General features: G+C 60.6%; 12 protein-coding genes and 4 pseudogenes. 4 read left to right on the top strand and 12 right to left on the bottom strand.

Going from position 1 to position 16,562, the window contains the following annotated elements:
* Window positions 1-15 precede the first annotated feature (15 nt).
* The 4 genes from ASPU41_RS06635 to ASPU41_RS06620 all read right to left on the bottom strand — a co-directional run bounded on the left by ASPU41_RS06635 (window position 16) and on the right by ASPU41_RS06620 (window position 4,925).
* Window positions 16-1,530, bottom strand: a complete 1,515-nt coding sequence (locus ASPU41_RS06635; protein WP_069950251.1) for a sugar ABC transporter ATP-binding protein — start codon at window positions 1,528-1,530, stop codon at window positions 16-18.
* Window positions 1,531-1,605: 75 nt separating this feature from the next.
* Window positions 1,606-2,586 (bottom strand): sugar-binding protein, encoded by a 981-nt coding sequence (locus ASPU41_RS06630; RefSeq protein WP_083266395.1) that lies wholly within the window; start codon window positions 2,584-2,586, stop codon window positions 1,606-1,608.
* Between the two features lie 135 nt (window positions 2,587-2,721).
* Window positions 2,722-4,221 carry a four-carbon acid sugar kinase family protein gene (locus tag ASPU41_RS06625; RefSeq protein ID WP_157356953.1) on the bottom strand — a complete coding sequence of 500 codons (1,500 nt, stop codon included), beginning with the start codon at window positions 4,219-4,221 and terminating at the stop codon, window positions 2,722-2,724.
* A 17-nt stretch (window positions 4,222-4,238) separates the two neighbouring features.
* A complete protein-coding gene (locus ASPU41_RS06620) occupies window positions 4,239-4,925 on the bottom strand; it encodes an aspartate/glutamate racemase family protein (protein ID WP_069950249.1) in 687 nt (228 codons plus the stop codon).
* Window positions 4,926-5,333: 408 nt separating this feature from the next.
* Here ASPU41_RS06620 and ASPU41_RS22570 point away from each other — a divergent pair, with 408 nt between their 5' ends.
* Window positions 5,334-5,501, top strand: coding sequence for a hypothetical protein (locus ASPU41_RS22570; protein WP_157356952.1), 168 nt, complete (start codon window positions 5,334-5,336; stop codon window positions 5,499-5,501).
* Window positions 5,502-5,642: 141 nt separating this feature from the next.
* Here ASPU41_RS22570 and ASPU41_RS06615 read toward each other — a convergent pair whose 3' ends face one another.
* The 3 genes and pseudogenes from ASPU41_RS06615 to ASPU41_RS23995 all read right to left on the bottom strand — a co-directional run.
* Window positions 5,643-6,419: a DeoR/GlpR family DNA-binding transcription regulator gene (locus tag ASPU41_RS06615; RefSeq protein WP_069950248.1), complete on the bottom strand. Its 777-nt coding sequence runs from the start codon at window positions 6,417-6,419 to the stop codon at window positions 5,643-5,645.
* A gap of 36 nt (window positions 6,420-6,455) precedes the next feature.
* A pseudogene (gene pdxA / locus ASPU41_RS23025) lies at window positions 6,456-7,966 on the bottom strand (4-hydroxythreonine-4-phosphate dehydrogenase PdxA); the annotation flags it as partial.
* 195 nt (window positions 7,967-8,161) lie between these two features.
* A pseudogene (locus ASPU41_RS23995) lies at window positions 8,162-8,812 on the bottom strand (four-carbon acid sugar kinase family protein); the annotation flags it as partial.
* A 217-nt stretch (window positions 8,813-9,029) separates the two neighbouring features.
* Between ASPU41_RS23995 and ASPU41_RS06605 the strand changes: the two are divergent.
* Window positions 9,030-10,007: an aldo/keto reductase gene (locus ASPU41_RS06605; RefSeq protein WP_069950247.1), complete on the top strand. Its 978-nt coding sequence runs from the start codon at window positions 9,030-9,032 to the stop codon at window positions 10,005-10,007.
* 132 nt (window positions 10,008-10,139) lie between these two features.
* Window positions 10,140-10,976, top strand: a complete 837-nt coding sequence (locus tag ASPU41_RS06600) for an aldo/keto reductase (protein WP_069950246.1) — start codon at window positions 10,140-10,142, stop codon at window positions 10,974-10,976.
* 149 nt (window positions 10,977-11,125) lie between these two features.
* On the opposite strand, the gene ASPU41_RS06595 is transcribed toward ASPU41_RS06600, so the two are convergent.
* Together ASPU41_RS06595 and ASPU41_RS06590 are read right to left on the bottom strand one after the other, a co-directional pair.
* Window positions 11,126-11,980, bottom strand: coding sequence for a class II fructose-bisphosphate aldolase (locus ASPU41_RS06595; RefSeq protein WP_069950245.1), 855 nt, complete (start codon window positions 11,978-11,980; stop codon window positions 11,126-11,128).
* A 19-nt stretch (window positions 11,981-11,999) separates the two neighbouring features.
* Complete coding sequence (locus tag ASPU41_RS06590) at window positions 12,000-12,911, bottom strand: NAD(P)-dependent oxidoreductase (RefSeq protein WP_069950244.1); 912 nt, start codon at window positions 12,909-12,911, stop codon at window positions 12,000-12,002.
* A gap of 159 nt (window positions 12,912-13,070) precedes the next feature.
* Here ASPU41_RS06590 and ASPU41_RS06585 point away from each other — a divergent pair, with 159 nt between their 5' ends.
* A complete protein-coding gene (locus ASPU41_RS06585) occupies window positions 13,071-13,772 on the top strand; it encodes a FadR/GntR family transcriptional regulator (RefSeq protein ID WP_069950243.1) in 702 nt (233 codons plus the stop codon).
* A 194-nt stretch (window positions 13,773-13,966) separates the two neighbouring features.
* Here ASPU41_RS06585 and ASPU41_RS06580 read toward each other — a convergent pair.
* The 3 genes and pseudogenes from ASPU41_RS06580 to ASPU41_RS06570 all read right to left on the bottom strand — a co-directional run.
* Window positions 13,967-14,149: pseudogene (locus ASPU41_RS06580) on the bottom strand (IS256 family transposase); the annotation flags it as partial.
* Between the two features lie 253 nt (window positions 14,150-14,402).
* Window positions 14,403-15,629 carry an IS110 family transposase gene (locus ASPU41_RS06575; RefSeq protein ID WP_069952527.1) on the bottom strand — a complete coding sequence of 409 codons (1,227 nt, stop codon included), beginning with the start codon at window positions 15,627-15,629 and terminating at the stop codon, window positions 14,403-14,405.
* Between the two features lie 210 nt (window positions 15,630-15,839).
* Window positions 15,840-16,553, bottom strand: a pseudogene (locus tag ASPU41_RS06570) (MBL fold metallo-hydrolase); the annotation flags it as partial.
* Window positions 16,554-16,562: the final 9 nt, after the last annotated feature.

Here is a 16,562-nt window from a genome sequence, read left to right as displayed (position 1 = left end):
CTCCTCCATTGATTGTCATGAGACGTCTTCCTGTACTCCCGTTGCCATAGCCATAACGCGCTTTTCACTTGCTTCCGCGGCGGCCAGTTCGCCTACGCCGTAGCCCTCTCGCATGACGAGAATGCGATCGGCGATCCCCAGTACCTCGGTCAGTTCGGAGGATATGACCAGAATGGCGACACCTTCGCTGGCGATCTTGCGGACCAGTTGGTAGATCTCAGCCTTTGCACCAACATCTACGCCGCGAGTTGGCTCATCAAGAATGAGAAGCTTGGGGACTCGCGCCAGCCATCGGGCGAGCACCACTTTTTGCTGGTTTCCGCCGCTGAGGGTGCCTGCGGCGACCTCGATCGCGGACTCTCGAAGGCCCAGCTGCTTCGCATACTGGCGTGCGAGGTCTCGATCGCGGCGTCGCGACACGAAGGACAGGCGGCTGATCTTGGACAAGGATGCCGAAGACATGTTTTCCCGGACCGGCAGTCCGAGAAATAAGCCCTGGTGTTTACGGTCCTCAGGAACAAAACCGATCCCGGCGTCCATCGCTTCACGCGGCGTGCGCAGCGCCATGGGCTGTCCGTCTATGAGGATTTCGCCACCACCGCGTTTCGCCGCACCGAATATGGTCATTGCCGCGTCGCTACGACCGGCACCGATTAGCCCTGCCAGAGCAAATATTTCTCCGGGACGCACCGAGAAGCTCACGTCGTGCAGGAGCTTTCCGGAGCTGAGCCCGCGGACTTCCAGAGTGGGGGTCGCGGTGGCGTCCACGGGTGATGTCCGCACTCCGTAGAGATCCTCGAGCTCGCGTCCGACCATCATATGAACGAGATCGTTCGGGGTGGTGGTCTTGGCGTCACGGACGCCCACTACCGCCCCGTCCCGCATGACGGTAATGCGGTCTGCGATCTCGAAAATCTCACGCATACGGTGTGAAACGTAGATGACGCTCACGCCATTGGACCGGAGCTGACGGACGAGCTTGAGAAGGGTTTCTACTTCCTCCTCGGTCAACGACGATGTTGGCTCATCCATCACGACGACGCGCGCGTCTATCAGCAATGCCTTGGCGATCTCGACCATCTGCCGCAGTGCGATGTTCAGGTTTCCCACGATTTCGGTCGGGGCGATGTCGATGCCCAGGCTGGACAGGAGCTCACCTGCGCCTCGCTTCATCGCACGGAAATCGACGGTTCCCAGCCGGGTTTTTGGCTCGCGGCCGACGTAGATGTTCTCGGCTACGCTCAGATCGTTTGCGAGATTCAGCTCCTGATAGATGACCGCAATTCCGCGTGCCTGGGACTCCCGGGGCGAATGGACCTGAACTGTTTCTCCGGAAACCTCAATGACGCCTTCGTCAGCACGTGCAGCGCCGGCGAGAATCTTCAACAAGGTGCTCTTGCCCGCGCCGTTCTCACCGACGAGAGCCATAACCTCGCCGGACTCGACCGACAGGCTAACATCGCGGAGTGCGGTGACCCCGGGGTACCTTTTGACGATACCGCGCATGGCAATGAGCGGATGCGTAGCCATAGCTACTCCTTAGAAACGGTTGTGAGGTGCGGAGCCGACGTGATTCTGCGCCGGCCCCGCAACCCGTATGGACAGCTAGTGGGCGGTCTTCTGGAACTCCGCCAACGTGTCCGGAGTGACCGTCACGACGCCGGTGTCGACGAAGAAGTTCTTGTCAAGCTTCGACTTGTTGTTGTGGAAGTCCACCAGAATCTGGAGAGCCTGTGCGGTCATTCCGAACGGCTTCTGTGAGATGAGTGCGTCTACACATCCTCCGTTCATGCCTTCAACACCCTGCGGGACAACGTCGAAGCCGATCGCCTTGACCGTCCCACATTTATTGGCTGACTTCAGCGCACCGGCGATGCCGGGCAGGTCAGAACCGCCGATACCGACGAGTCCCGCTAGGTCAGGGTTGGCCTGAAGGATAGTCTCCGAGCTCGTCTGTGCGGTGGCAATGGATTCGCCGGAGACCTCGGTGGCAACAAGCTTGATGTCCGGGTGGTTGGCAAGGGCCTTCTTGACGCCCTCCAACCGCTGGTTGAGATTCACCGCGCTCAGGCTGCCGATCACAACGGCGACCTTGCCCTTGTTCCCGATGCTCTTGGCGAGAGCTTCTCCGGCCTGGACGCCGGCGGCGACGTTGTCCGTCCCGATATAGCCCAGCACATCGCTGTTCGGAACGGGTCCGTCCCATGCGATAACGGGGATGCCGGCCGCTTTCGCCTTGGCGATGTTGTCGACGACGCTCGCGGGGTCGTTCGGTGAGATGGCGATACCCGCGGGGCGCGTGGCGAGGACGGAATCGAAGATGGCGACCTGCGCAGCGGCGTTATCCGAGTCCGGACCCAGGAACTTCGCCGTTACGCCCAGCTTGGCGGCTGCGTCTTCCATCCCTTTGCGGGCGTCAACCCAGTAAGGGTTGTTGAGCGACTTCGGTAGGAAGACATATGCCCCCTGTTCATCAGAGGCCCCGGAGGCCCCGGAGGCGCCGCCCGAGGGGGTCCCCCCGCTGCAAGCGGTGAGGGCAATCGCCGCTGTGGCCAGCATTGCAGTTACGGCTGTGATCTTACGCATTACTACTCCTTTGTAATTATTGCAAAGCGACTCTGGTGTAAAACTGTGAAGATTTTGGCTTGGTGCGATTTCTTAATTGCCGTGAGAAACGGCTGGAAACCTTCATGCCTCTGGCAGGCGTATTCCCGATTCCCGTCAGAAAGTCCGAGGAGCGCCCTGGCCGAGGGCCTCGCTTTTGCTGTTGGTCAGCGCGGCGGGCCCCCGCAGAATCCTGACCGCGTCGGCGAGAGTCGATTCATCTCCAACGTTCCCGGCAAAGACGACATAGGGAAGGCCCTTAAGTCCCTGACTGCTGCCACCTTCGTTAACCCAAACGGAGACGATTCCAGGGAACAGTTGCCCAGCGACCGTCGCCCGCCGAATCTCGAGCCCTTCAGTGGCGACATCGCTTGAGGTGATTCCTCCCTTGGCGAGCACCCACTTGGTTGCTACCTCATGGACCGCCCGCGCGGTAAGGGTGACCAGCGCGTGGGACACAGTCTGGGCAATCAGCAGGCTTGAATGGCCCGTGTCTCCGACGATTTGCTCTCTGCTCGAGACAAGCAGCGCGTCCGTTTTCTTCAGTGCTGCTACAAGCGCGTCACCGCATCGGGCCATTTCGCCCGCGCGCTGAGCCGGATCGAGCAGTTTCGGGACATCCAATTCGACGGTCTCAATGTCCGGGAATTCGTTCTTCAACCGCGATACCTGACGGGTAGTCAGCTCAACGTGCGAACCCACAACTACCAATCCGTTACCGGCGCGCTCTCCGAAAGTGAAGACTTCATCATGGGATAGCGGGGCGCGAGCCTTGATGCCCAGCCGCGCCGCCACGAAGGAGGGTCCGGTCCGGCTCAGGACCCGGGCGCCAGCCTCTTCCGCCAGGATGAGGCCCAGAACGACTACGTCAAGGTCGGCCTCATCAACCGCGTTCACAACTACGGGAGTGGCGTTCTTGCAGGAGAGGATGACGTCGCGCACCCGATCGGCGCCACCTATTCTGATGTCTTCGAGGCTGAGGCTCACAACCTCGTTCGAGGATATGGCCCCGTGTGTCTTCTCCTCGACGTAGTCCCGGACGTTTGAGTTGGTGAACCCGAACGTGGCGTCCTTTGCGTAGTTTGTCTGGCCAACCGGAACAAATGAGTCTCGACTGCCGACATAGTGCACATCACCTACCGTCACCCTTCCCGCCGCGATGTATGCGGGGGCAAGGAGTAAGGCATCATAGGGTTCGCCTGAAGAACTAGCCATGGCCCTGAGGACATCGGTTTCGAGAGGATAATGCCCGCGGAGGGTGGAGTCGCTGCGAGTGATCAGTGTGTAGCGGGCACCCAATTCAGCGCCGACACGTCTGATGGCCTCTGCGACAGCTGTGACCGTGGACCGCGCTTCCTCATCGTTGAGTCCTCTGGTGTTGGTGAGGATGAAGAAACCGTTGCCAGGCTGCTCGAAGGCCCAGTTCAGATCTTCATCATCCCATCTGGTAAGCACCGGGACTCCCTGGACCGACTGGCTTCCGGTGGGGTCGTCGTCGAGCACTATCACCCAGATCTTGTCGGCAGCGTTTGCTTCCCGAATGCGGAGTCGGGAGTCCGGAATGCGCAGGACTGCTGGTCCGGAGGAAAGCAACTCATCTGAATTTCTGGTTTCCAAGGTCAGATCCGGCCTTTTCACGCAGGGAGTTCCGCGATACGTCGAGCCAGGTACTCCACGCCGATGCGGGGGCTCGACAGAACCGGCATCTTGGTCTTCTCCTGGAGAACGCCGGCGAGACGGGACATGGATGCCTGCGCCAGGACGATCATGTCAACATTCTTGGCGAGGTCGGTGGCCTGTTCAGTGACCATCGCGTCGTGCTTTTCGCGGTCTCCCGACATGAGGACAGCGAACGCGCCTTCGCATAGCCGCTTCTCAAGCGTGATGCTGCGCCCGATTTCGTCTGCTTTTTTCTGGATGAGATCTGACGTCGGACCGAGTGTGGTGGGCACGGTGGCCAGGACACCAATGCGTGCTCCTTCGCGGGCGGCCCGCATGGCCATCGCGTCGTCAATCTTCACCACCGGTGTATGAACGCTGCGGGCCGCGACGTCCAGGGCCGGTCCCAACGATGAGCACGCGGAGAAGATGATGTCGGCGCCGGCCGCTTCTGCTGCCTGCGCAAGATGCGTCATTCGTGCCTCGCTATTTGTCGATATCCCTTGCTCGCGCACGACTGTGGCCAAAACGTCTGAGTCCACAAAATGGATAACTTCAGCATCGGGTATGAGCTCGGCAATGAGGTCATTGATCACAGGCTCGACAGAAACAAATACGAAGCTTGTATGCAGAATCGCGATCTTCTTTGACACGATAATCATCCCCTTCTTGGTATGACGCCGGATGTCTGATGACTTACAACTTATCTTTCCGGAGCGGTCCGGGCTTGTCAATACCCTAGGGTCCCAATTTGGAATCAACGCTTACCTGGGTCTCAGGTCTCCCGATGAACCCTCATGAACTCAACGCCGGAAATGGACCCGTCAGCTGAAGGCGGCGGCTGAGATTCGCAGGTGCGCCCCGGCTTCTGGGCGATGACGAGCCGCACCCCAAAAGGATCCACACGGTGATCGCAGAACTCTCCGCCGGCGGTCTACGAGGGCGAGCAACGTCTGCTGCTGATCCGTGATGGACTCGTTCGGGCGGAGGGTCGTGGGCTGGTTCGGGACTGCCCCGGTTTTGTGGACTCCCTGACCTGGCGGGCGTTGGCTCGTGGAAGGGTGTTGACGATGCATGCGACTTATGGGGCTGAGTTCCGCCAGGGTGCTATTGATGTGGCCCGGAGGGGTGAGGCGTCGGTGACGCAGATCGAACTGCTGGACCAGATACGCGGAATGACCCGGGGCGACCTTGCAAACACGATCCTTGACTACATCGAGACCCTCTACAACCGCTGACTTCGTCATTCAGGACCCTGATCAAGCGGCCTGAGACTCAGTCTTCAAGATCTGACCAATTCTTCGGGCAAGTCAAGCTGTCAAGCAACCGTCAGCGGCCCTGCTGGACGTATCAGGCAAGCAGATTGGCTGGCGCTGGAGTCAGGGTTCGGCGCGGTCCACGACAATGACTTCGATCCCCTCGGCAGTGAAGGGTTCGATGTCTTCCTCAGTCGCGGAATCGTCCGTTACGAGAATCCACGGCAACGGGAGGTGAGCCCACGCGTGGAATGGGCTCTTGCCCAGCTTGGTTGCATGCGCAAGCACATAGACTTTCTCTGCTCTCTGAGCCATTAGTTCTTTCAGCCTGGTTTGTTCTAGGTCTGCTTCGCAGATGCCTCTGCCTGCCATGACGGCGTCGGCGCTCAGAAAGGCGCGATCAAAGGTCATTCGTTCCAGTGCGGCTTCTGTCAGCGGACCGAGGAGACTCTGGCTCAGCCGGCGAACTCGCCCCCCCAGACAGTCAAGTTGGATACCTTCGGCGTCGGAGAGTTCCTCGAGCACCGTCAGCCCGACGGATGCCACGCGAAGGTCTTTGGCGGAACGCAGCTCACGCGCGACGGCGGCGACGGTGGAGCCGGCATCCAGGAGCAGACTTTCGCCGGGCTTCACCTGGGCCGCGGCCCATCGTGCGATGGCTTGCTTTTCTTCGTAGGCCACCCCCATGCGCTGGCGTAATGAGGATTCGGGATGCGGGATCAGGCCGAGCGCGCCACCGTAGGTTCGCGCCAGCCTGCCCTGTGCGTCCAGCGCGGCGAGATCCCGGCGAATTGTTGAAGGGGTGACGCCGAATTGGCTGGACAGGTCCTCAACGTTGGCCGTGCCCGCCATGGTGGCCAAGCTGACTATTTCCTCCCTGCGAATGTCCGAGGATCTCATGCTGTCTTTCCTTTCCGATGGGGGTTCCCGGAGTGTCTATCCATCGGCCGGCGGTCGGGCAGCCATTTCGGCAGCCTGATGCAACGCTTCGACCATGCTCTGCGGGTCCGCGATGCCCTTGCCTGCGATGTCGAAGGCGGTACCGTGATCCACCGATGTCCGGATGACGGGCATCCCCACGGTAATGTTCACGCCGGCTTCGATTCCCAGAACCTTGACAGGGCCATGGCCCTGGTCGTGGTACATCGCTACTACAAGGTCATAGTCGCCGCGACCTGCCAAGAAGAAAAGTGTGTCGGCCGGCAGCGGACCGTAGACATCGATGCCGGATTCACGCGCGGCACGGACACCTGGTTCGATTTTTTCCGCTTCTTCCCCCTGGCCGAATAGTCCGCCCTCGCCGGCGTGCGGGTTGATGGCACAGACACCGATTTTCGGGTTAGGGATGCCCGCCCGCACAAGTGCCTGATGCCCCCGCCGAATCGTGCGTTCCACCAAGCCGGGGTTGATCTTCTTTACTGCGTCTACCAAACCAATGTGTGTGGTCACGTGGATGACCTTGATCTTGCTGGTCGACAGCATCATGGATACCTCGTCTGTGCCGGTGAGGCTGGCCAGGAGCTCTGTGTGGCCCGGGTAGATGTGGCCGGCCGCGTGTAGTGCCTCTTTATTCAAGGGAGCGGTGCAGATTGCCTGGACGTCGCCGGACATGGCCAACTCTGCAGCGACTCTGATGTATTCGTATGCCGCGTTCCCGGCGAGGGCGGAAAGCTGCCCCCAGGGGAGATCTTCCGGAAGCAATGCAAGGTCAATGACGTTAATGCGACCCGGCGCGAATATGGCATCGCTGACGCTGTCGATCCGCACGATGGTGGACTTGACGCCAAGGAGACCGGCGGCTTTCCGCAGCCGGAGAGCATCGCCAATGACGACGGGCCGGCATTCCGCATTCACGTGCGGGTCCAGGAGCGCAGCGACCACGACTTCAGGTCCTACGCCTGCGCCGTCGCCCATTGTGACGGCGATGAAGGGAACGTCGTTTGGATCAAGGGTTTTCATGCGTGTGCCTTTCCTGGCATGTGCGGACTTGCCGTCTCGGATGCCAGATGTGAGTGAATGTAGCCAAGAATGGTGCGCAGGCTGTCGGGGCCGCCGAATGTGCCGGGTCTAGTGACGACAATCGTGTCGTGGTCGGTCCGTGACAGCACCGCACCGTGTTCGATTTCGGCGATGGGTTCGAGCCAATGGACGTACAGGGCGTTCAAGACGGCACGTGCCGTTTCGCCACCGGTGAGCACCAGGGGAAGCCGTTCGGCAATCGGAGCGATGAACCGTGCGAGAGCTGCGGTCAGTAGCGTGGAGGTCTCATTGGCGGTCTCCGTCGCGCTGATACTCACTGCGACCGGCCCGGTCAGCAATGCCGTGCGCAGGGCGGTGGAATCGGCGGTGCCGGTGAGAAGCTCAGCCGGGGTCACTGTAAACAGCCCGACTCCGGAGGAGGCCAGGGTCTGCAATTGAGTTCGGCTCTGCGTTGATGCTGTACCGACAACCAGGAGTACTGGTTTCAGTTCGGATTTCCGGCGCAAGCTGGCCTCGATGGTCGGGGAAGGGTCCGCATGTTCGCCCCGATCCCGATCGATTTTCCGTACTGAAGGGGGCCGTGTTGAGTCCACGGCGCGGAAGAGTGCCGCCGCGAGGGCTGAAGCGCCGGCTAACTGGATTCCCTTCCCCCTTAGGGCTGCCGCGGCGATAATGTCGAGATCTTCCGTGGTTTCGGCATCGCAAACTGCGATTGCGTGGCGATCTGCTAGCTCACTGAGAACCCGGTCCAGTTCTCTTGTGTCGCCGCGGATGGTGTTCAACCCGACCAGCCCTGAGGCCAGCGGCGTCAATGCGTCCGCAATTGTTGCCGGTGCCGCTTTCCTTTCGGCAGACCAGAGTGAGGACTCGTTTAAGGGAATGCCGGCGCTGTGAACGACTCCGCCAACCGTGCTGCGACCCAGCACCGGGAGTGCGGGAGCGAATATAATCGGGCCCCGCTTGAGCAGTACTCCGATCTCGGCGGACATGTGACCGCGTAGAAGGGAATCGACCTTGAGAAAGACGAGGGGATCACGTCCCCTGCTTTCATATATGCGCCGCAAGAGCGTTTCCAGCCGCACGGACGCCTCGTGGGCATCCACCCTGCGACTGTCCGAATCAAAGACCACGCATGAATGCCCGGGGTGCTCGAACCCGGCGACCTCAGGATCTTCCGGAACCAGCACGATATGTGCTGTGTCGAAGTTTACATCGCCGCCGGGTTGCGGCATCTGCGCAGAGAGCTGCGTGAGGGCCGCTGCTGTTTCGGCAGCGCCTGAAAGGTCATCTGCGATGGCAATAATGCGCTTCATTCGGACCTCTTCGCACTTCTGGGTGTCTGTTTCGGGAGCCGTGTAGTCATCGGCCGGCACGCCGCCTGGAATGGTTCCTTCCATGACGACGCCCGAAAGAATCATAACGACAGGATCCACCCTTGCGAGAAACACGCTACGCAAGTTGCGTGTTTCGCGCAATACTGACAGGATTAGGAGTCCGATAAGAGGACACTTCGCCAAAGGAAGTACCGCAATGCACGGAACGCGCGTTGAAGGCCTTGATTTGCCCATCTCGCAATTGGTTCTCGGCACAATGGCTTTCGGAGATACCGTCGACGCGGACGGGGCTGCTTCGATGGTGGATGCTGCGTTGGACGCGGGGGTGACCGTCATTGACACGGCCAACGGCTATGCAGGCGGAGCCAGCGAAGAAATACTCGCGTCCCTCCTGCCAAAGCGCCGAAATTCCTTTCTGCTCGCGACCAAGGCAGGCATCCCGCATCCTGATGCGGGCGAGTACCCGCCGCTCTCCGCCGCCGGTCTGCACCGGTCTGTGCACGGCAGTCTTCGCCGGCTGGGTGTGGACCGCATCGACCTGTTCTATCTACACCAGCCGGACCGTGCCACGCCCGTGCAGGAGACAATGGGTGCCATTGCGGAGTTAGTTCAGCAGGGCACCATCGGTGCTCTGGGTGTCTCGAACTTCGCAGCATGGCAGATCAGCGAACTGAACCACGCCGCGGATGCCATCGGCACACCGCGTCCCGTTGTAGCTCAGCAGCTCTTCAACCTGGTGGCCAGACGAATCGAAGAGGAGTACGTCGAGTTCGCTGCGACAACCGGCCTGCTGACCATGGTCTACAACCCCCTGGGCGGCGGCTTGCTCACGGGAAAGCACAATTTCACGGAGATGCCCGCTGAAGGACGGTTCGGAAGTTCAAAACTGGCCGACATGTACAAGAAGCGGTATTGGGACCAACGGCTTTTCGCCGCAATCGATTTGCTTAAGGAAATCTCCAACAGTAACGGCATCACGCTCGTCGAACTCTCGTTGCGTTGGCTGATAAGCCAGCGGGCTGTCGGCGCCATCCTGCTGGGCGCTTCTGGCGTCGAGCAAATGCAATTCAACATCAGAGTTGCGCAAGAGGGCCCGCTTCCTGCCGAAATAGTGGCTGCCTGCGATGACGTCGGAAAGATGCTGCGCGGCCCCATGTCAAGCTACAACAGGTAGACCCTTTCCCTCAGGGAGCCCGGACGCTCCTGGCCCCGGGCAAATGCGACGTAGGGATAACAAGTGGAAGTACCAGCGCCGTCAGCCCTGACGGTCCTGACGAAGAGACCAACCCAACCGAAAAGAGAACCAGTGTCAACCGTTCCATCAATTGTCCTCAACAACGCCGTAAAGGTCCCGCAGCTCGGCTTCGGTGTCTACCAGATCGAACCGGACGAAGTTCGAGGTGCCACTGAACTGGCTCTGGATGCTGGCTACCGCCATATCGACACCGCAGCGGCCTACGCCAACGAAGCGGGCGTCGGCCAGGCAGTCCGGAACAGCGGAATCCCCCGGGACGAGATCTTCATCACGACTAAACTACGCAACGCCGATCAGGGCTATGAAAGCGCCCTGGCCGCTTTCGAGGATAGTCGTAGGGAGTTGGGAGTCGACGTCATAGACCTGTATTTAATCCACTGGCCCTACCCGCGCCACAACCGTTTCGTCGACAGCTGGAAGGCACTCGAGAAGCTCTACGCGGAGGGTGCCGTTCGGGCCATTGGAGTGTCCAACTTCCTGGAACCGCACCTCGACCGCATCCTGGCCGAGGGCGAAATCGTCCCGGCCGTAAACCAGATCGAGCTCCACCCGAGCTTCCAGCAAGCGGACCTGACCCGCTACTCGGCCGCCCGGGGGATTGCCGTTGAGGCCTACAGCCCTCTCGGCCAAGGGGAGGACCTGAATAGTGCCGTCGTACGGAGACTCGCCGAAACGCATGGAGTCACGCCCGCCCAGATCATCCTGCGGTGGCATCTGCAACTTGGACACATAGTGATTCCCAAGTCGGTCGCTGCTGAACGCATACAGGAAAACATCGACGTCTTCGATTTCTCCCTGAGTGAGCAGGAGGTTGTTTTGATCTCGGGGCTCGAGTCCGGTCTGCGCACCAGCGGGGATCCCGCTACATTCGATTTTCCTCAGATTTAAGGACTTTTCGCGCCGGGGTATTACGGTCGGGGTAAACGGGCTAAGGCATGTCTGGCGCTCCGCATTTGGAGACTGACGCGCCTACGATCGTAGCTTCCTGCCCAATGTGTTCCCCTCATCAGGTAGTCATCGCTGAAACTGAGCGATGACTACCTGATGGCCGCGCGTCCCGACAGCGTATCCAGAGACGCCCCAGTGAAGCCCCGCACGGTCGCCTGCCATACTCCCAACAATCCCAGCAGATTCTCCCCGTCGCTGCGGTGGGGCAAGATTTGCCTTTCCAGAACAGATAAAACGCCGGTGCGCAGCTCTGTATTAAAGTTGACCTTCCCCACCCCCATTTCAGGAGTCGCGGCCAGATCTTCTGCAGGCACCCCGGACGCTCCATGGAGTACCAAAGGAATGTTGGTTCTGGTTGAGATGGCCTGAAGGAGATCCCAGCGGAGCTCGGGCGCGCCCACATATTTTCCGTGCACGTTACCGACGGCAACGGCGAGCAACTGAGCACCACTGCGGGTCACAAAGTCAGCCACCTTGCCGGGATCGGTTAGTCCGGCGGCCTTCATGGCGAAAGCTCTGTCCTCATCCCCGGCTAGCCCGCCAAGCTCAGCCTCCAGCACAATGCTGGAGTCGCCGATAGCATCCCGTGCGGACCGGACCAGCTGGATGTTCGCTTCATAATCCATAGCCGACCCGTCCACCAAGACCGCGTCCGCGCCAGCCGCCACCGCTGCCCTAATGGCTTCGAGGTTGCTTGCATGGTCGAGCTGGACGCAAACAGGAACCGCGGCAGAGTCGGCGAGCCCACGCAGGGCTCGGACCAGCCGAAGCCCGGATGTCGAAGCGGCGGCCTTTGGAGCAACAAGCAAAATGACCCCCGCGCCGGCAGCTTCAGCGGCCTCCACGATGGCCAGCGCCGTGGTGAAGTCATAGCAGGTGAAAGCCGGCACGGCTGCTCCGCGGGCCAGTGAAGAAGTGACTAGAACGTCGAGTTGAGTGCGCATGGGTTCTCCCTCTTGTTGGTCAGGAACGCTTGGCAGGTGCAACGACGCTGATGACTGCGGAATCATCCGCAGCGCCCAGGCCCTGCGCCTGACCCAGCAGGTAGAGCTGCTCGGCGGCAGCAGCCACTGGTGACGGCAGTCCAGCGGTACGTGTCGCCTGGCCCACAATTCCCATGTCCTTAACGAAAATATCCAGACGGCTCAATACTTCGGCGCCGTCATCGTCATAGGCCTGAATCATTCGCGGACCCCGGTTGGACAACATGAACGACCCTGCCGCCCCCGCTTGAAGTGCCTCGAGCGTCTTGTCCAGATCAAGGCCGAGGGCATCTGCCAGCGCCAGAGCCTCGGCTGCTGCTGCAATGTGCACCCCGCAGAGCAGTTGGTTTACGGTCTTCAGGGCCTGGCCGTCCCCGGGCCTATCTCCGACGACGGTGATAGTGGACCCGAGCAGTTCCAGAACAGGGCGGGCACGTTGCAATGCCTTGGGCTCTGCGCCTACAACGATCAGCAGATCTCCTGCACCCGCGCGCAGGGGGCCGCCGGACAGCGGGGCATCCACCAATGCGATGCCGTACTTGGCCAGTCCGTCCACCGCGGCGGGGACTGAGTCTGTGCCGACGGTGCTGGTCAGGATCACGACGGAGTCAGGGGTGAGGATCTCGGCAACCCCGTTCGGGCCAAACAGTACTTCGTTGAGTTGGTCGCCGTTACGCACGGCGACCAGAACCACGCTCGCTCCGGCCGCTGCTTCGCGAGCGGAATCAAAAGTTTCTATGCCGGCGTTGTTGCCCAGCCTCCGGCGGCCTTCATTAATATCGAAGCCGCGAACAGTTAGCTGACCGGCTAGGCGAGCTGCCATTGGCAGGCCCATAGCGCCAAGTCCCAGCACTGCGATAGTTGAAACGCCGGCGTGGTTTGTCGGTGCCATGGTTTTACCTCCTAGAGTAATTACTTCGGTCGCCGGATGCTTATTCACGGCCCCACGTACCGTAGATCATACATCTGACATCGTATATATATACGTGGAAGAGGGTTCGTTCCCCAGCCGTCACCGTATGATGAACAGACAACAGTCAGGAAGGTCAACGTGGCACGTCAGTCTCTGGTCGGCATGGTCTACGATGACCTTTTAAACCGAATTCTGTCCGGCGAGTTTCCCCCTGGATCAACCCTCCCCGGCGAGCTGGAGCTCACGACGCAACAAGAAGTCAGCCGGATGACCATCCGCGAAGCGGTCAAGACTTTGGAAGCGCAAGGTGTTGTGCGCATTGAGCGTGGCCGCGGAACGTTTGTGAATCCGCTAAACCGCTGGACGACAATGGAGGCGGTTTTGCGCGCAGTTTCCGAGGGCGAAAATGATGCTTTGGCCTCCATCCAATTGATCGAACTGCGGCGGATGCTCGAGACGGGAGCGGCGGAACTCGCCGCCGAACGCATGTCAGCTGAGGATCTCGAGAGCATCCGCAGGCACCTTGCTGCGATGCGTTCAGCCCACCAAGCCAACGACGTAGCCCACTTCGTCGAAGCGGATCTCGCGTTCCACGACGTGATCCATCATGCCTCCGGAAATGTTTTTCTAGCGGTTCTCTTCAAGCCCCTGTCCGTTGTGCTTGCTGCCCGGCGCGCAGAGACGTCCAAAGTGGTGCAGATTCAAGCCAACGCGATTGAGGAACATGGCCGCATCGTAGAGGCCTTCGAATCCGGAGATCCCGAACGGGCACGCCAGGCGATGGACAGCCACATGACGCAGACCATGAATGATCTAAAGCAATACGTTCTGCACGTCTGATCGGTGCCCGAAGGATGGCGGCCAGCGCACGAATTCCGCCCCGCCTTCTATGAGCTGAAAGTCCGCCACCGTAATCGAAAATCACGCCGCGGAAGTATGCGGGTCTACCCCGGTTGACAGTTTTTCTCAGCGTTCAGGACCCGTCGCGTCTATGCCCGTCGGGGAGGCCTCAGCAGAACATCGGGAAACCATCCCTCGTCCAGGGCGGTCTCGATGACGGTCTTGGTCAACTGCTTTAGCAGTCCGTCAGGACCGGTCAGGGAGAGATCCTGCTCCCTCGCCATCCTGACCAGCTCGCGGGCAGCCTCGGCCTCGGATTTCTCTGTCAGTTCGTCAACGGTTTTCGTACTCGGCACAGCCTCAAGTGTTGCGGCCATATCGGGCTCCTTCCCGCCAGGCTTACCGCCCGGCGTGTCGAGCCGGATACACCGCTAATTCCACAGTCCCTGACTTTGGGCTGTCCACGATTGGGGTCAATTCGGGTTGTCCACGGCTGATTCTTTGGGAGCCATTGGGGTAGCTCCCTCGCCAGCGGTAGCGGTGGATAACGCATGGGAATTGTCCCCGGTTGTGGGCAGCGGAGAACAAGCAGCTACTGAGAGCGACGAGCACTTCACCCTTGGAGCCATTTCACATGTTTGGGGAGAGCTGCTGTTGGGCGAGCCATTGCCGGTAACTTTCGGCGACATGGTCGTTTCTGGCGATCCCTCGTTCTATGCGGGAAAGATTGGAGGGCCACTGGCTGAGTTGTTCGGCGGCTTGCTGCAACGTGACGCCGAGCTGCTTCCTGACGGTTCGGAGGTCAGTGATGTCAGGCGCTGCAACAGGGTTGAAAATCTGGCGGAAAATTTCCCGGGCGACGTAGCGTTTAAGGCAGCGCATGGTTTCTCGTTTGCTCTTGCCGTCGGCGGTACGTTTGGCAACGTAGTCCTTGGTTCGGTGGTCCGATTGCATGCGGGAGAGTACGACGTGGTGGAGGGCGCTGTTTGCCTGGCGGTCGCCGCCTCTGCTGAGTCTGTGACGGTTGGTCTTCCCTGATGATGCGGGCACGGGGGCGGTGCCGGTGAGGGCTGCGAACTGGGCTTCATTGTTGATCCGTTCGGGGTTGTCCCCGACTGTGACAAGGAGTTGGGTGGCGACTTCAACGCCGACGCCTGGAAGTTCGGTCAGCATTGGTGCGTACGAATCAAGGATTTCCTGCAGGAGCGCGTCAGTGGAAGCGATTTCGGATCGCAGGGATTGGTAGCGGATGGCCAGTGTTTTCAATGTCAACGCCGTGATGTATCCCGTGTCCGCGGGGTGCCCGGAGGGACGCGAACGGACAAGCGTGGCGATCATCGCCGATGTGTGGAGCCCGCGGTACTTCGATCGGATCGTTTCTGGTGCGGAGACAAGCAGGCTCCGGATTTGGTTGATGGCGACTGTGCGCGCCTTGATCGCTGAGGTCCGCGCTGTCCGCAGGACGCGAAGGCATTCCACGGGTCCATCTTTGGTCTTGGGGGTCGAGATGCCTCTTTCGGCGAGCACCGATTGGGCTGCCTGGTAGGCGTCCAGTGGATCTGACTTTCCCCGGATCCTGCGGTGCTGACGATTCGGCCGGTTCACTTCCAAGACTGTCAGTTCTTCTTTGACTAACACCCGGGACAATTCGGCCCCGTAGGATCCCGTCCCTTCCACCCCCACCGCGGTCACAATGCCGTGGCTGGTGATGAAATCAAGCATTTCGCTGTAGCCGGCGGCTGTTGCTGCGAACCTTTGATCAGCGATGGGTTTGCCGTACTCGGTGACAACAGCGACGTGGTGGGTGTCGGCGTGGGTATCAACACCGACAATGACTTGGGGTCGTTCCTCGGTCAAAATGGTGGCAGCCCTGCTCTTCCTGGTCTTCGAGTGTTGCACGTTGGCCAGGCCGGCAGACAGCACGGTAACGGGACTGTGGTGATTCAGGCTCCTATTAGGTCATGTCCGCCTGGCTCAACGAGCTTGGTGCGGGTCCTGAACTGGTGGACAAATCATGGGAAAGACAGCGTTCACACGCGTCAGGTGGGCGACGAGTCACGCCAGTTCAGGACCTTTACCATCATTACCGTGGGCGTAGTAGGAGGGATAGGCCGTGAGGTTGGCGATGAGTTCCTGGACGAAGTGGTCCTCATCCGGGTCCGTCAGCGCGTGATTGTGGGCGAGCTGTTCACCGATGGTCGAGGATTCGGCCCCGCTGGCCGGACCGGAGGAGCAGAAGGATCCGAAGCCGTGCGTCGGGAACAGGGCGACCTCGGGCGCGGCCTCCCCGACGAGGCGGCGCACCGAGGAGTACTGGTCATGGGTAAGGCCCAGCGTGTCGCCGGCGCCGACAAGGTCCGTGCGGCCGACCGAGCCAAACAGCAGGCTTCCGCCGGAAAAGACTGCCTGCTGCTCGCCGTTGTCCACGATGAAGGACAGGTGGGTGTGGGTGTGGCCGGGCGTGGCGACTGCCTTGACCGTGAGCGAGCCGACGCGGACGGTCTGCCCGTCCGTGATCGGCTGCCGTTCGAACTTCACCTGGTCCGCGGCGTTCACGAGGTAGCTGGCGCCGTGCGTTCTGGCCAGTTCGAGACCTCCGCTGAGGTAGTCGTTGTGGATGTGGGTCTCGGCGACGTGCGTGATGGTGACGCCGGCCTCGCGGGCGGCCGCTTCGACGCGGTCCGTGTCCCGCTGCGGATCGATGACCAGCGCCACAGCGCCGTCATGGACGAGGTAGCTGCGGTCCCCGAGCTGCGTGGTCTCGATGACAATGACGTCCATGCTTTCCTC

Source organism: Arthrobacter sp. U41 (assembly GCF_001750145.1).
GTDB lineage: Bacteria > Actinomycetota > Actinomycetes > Actinomycetales > Micrococcaceae > Arthrobacter.
The sequence above is the reverse complement of the archived record's forward strand: the minus strand, read 5'-3'. Positions and strand labels throughout refer to the sequence as shown.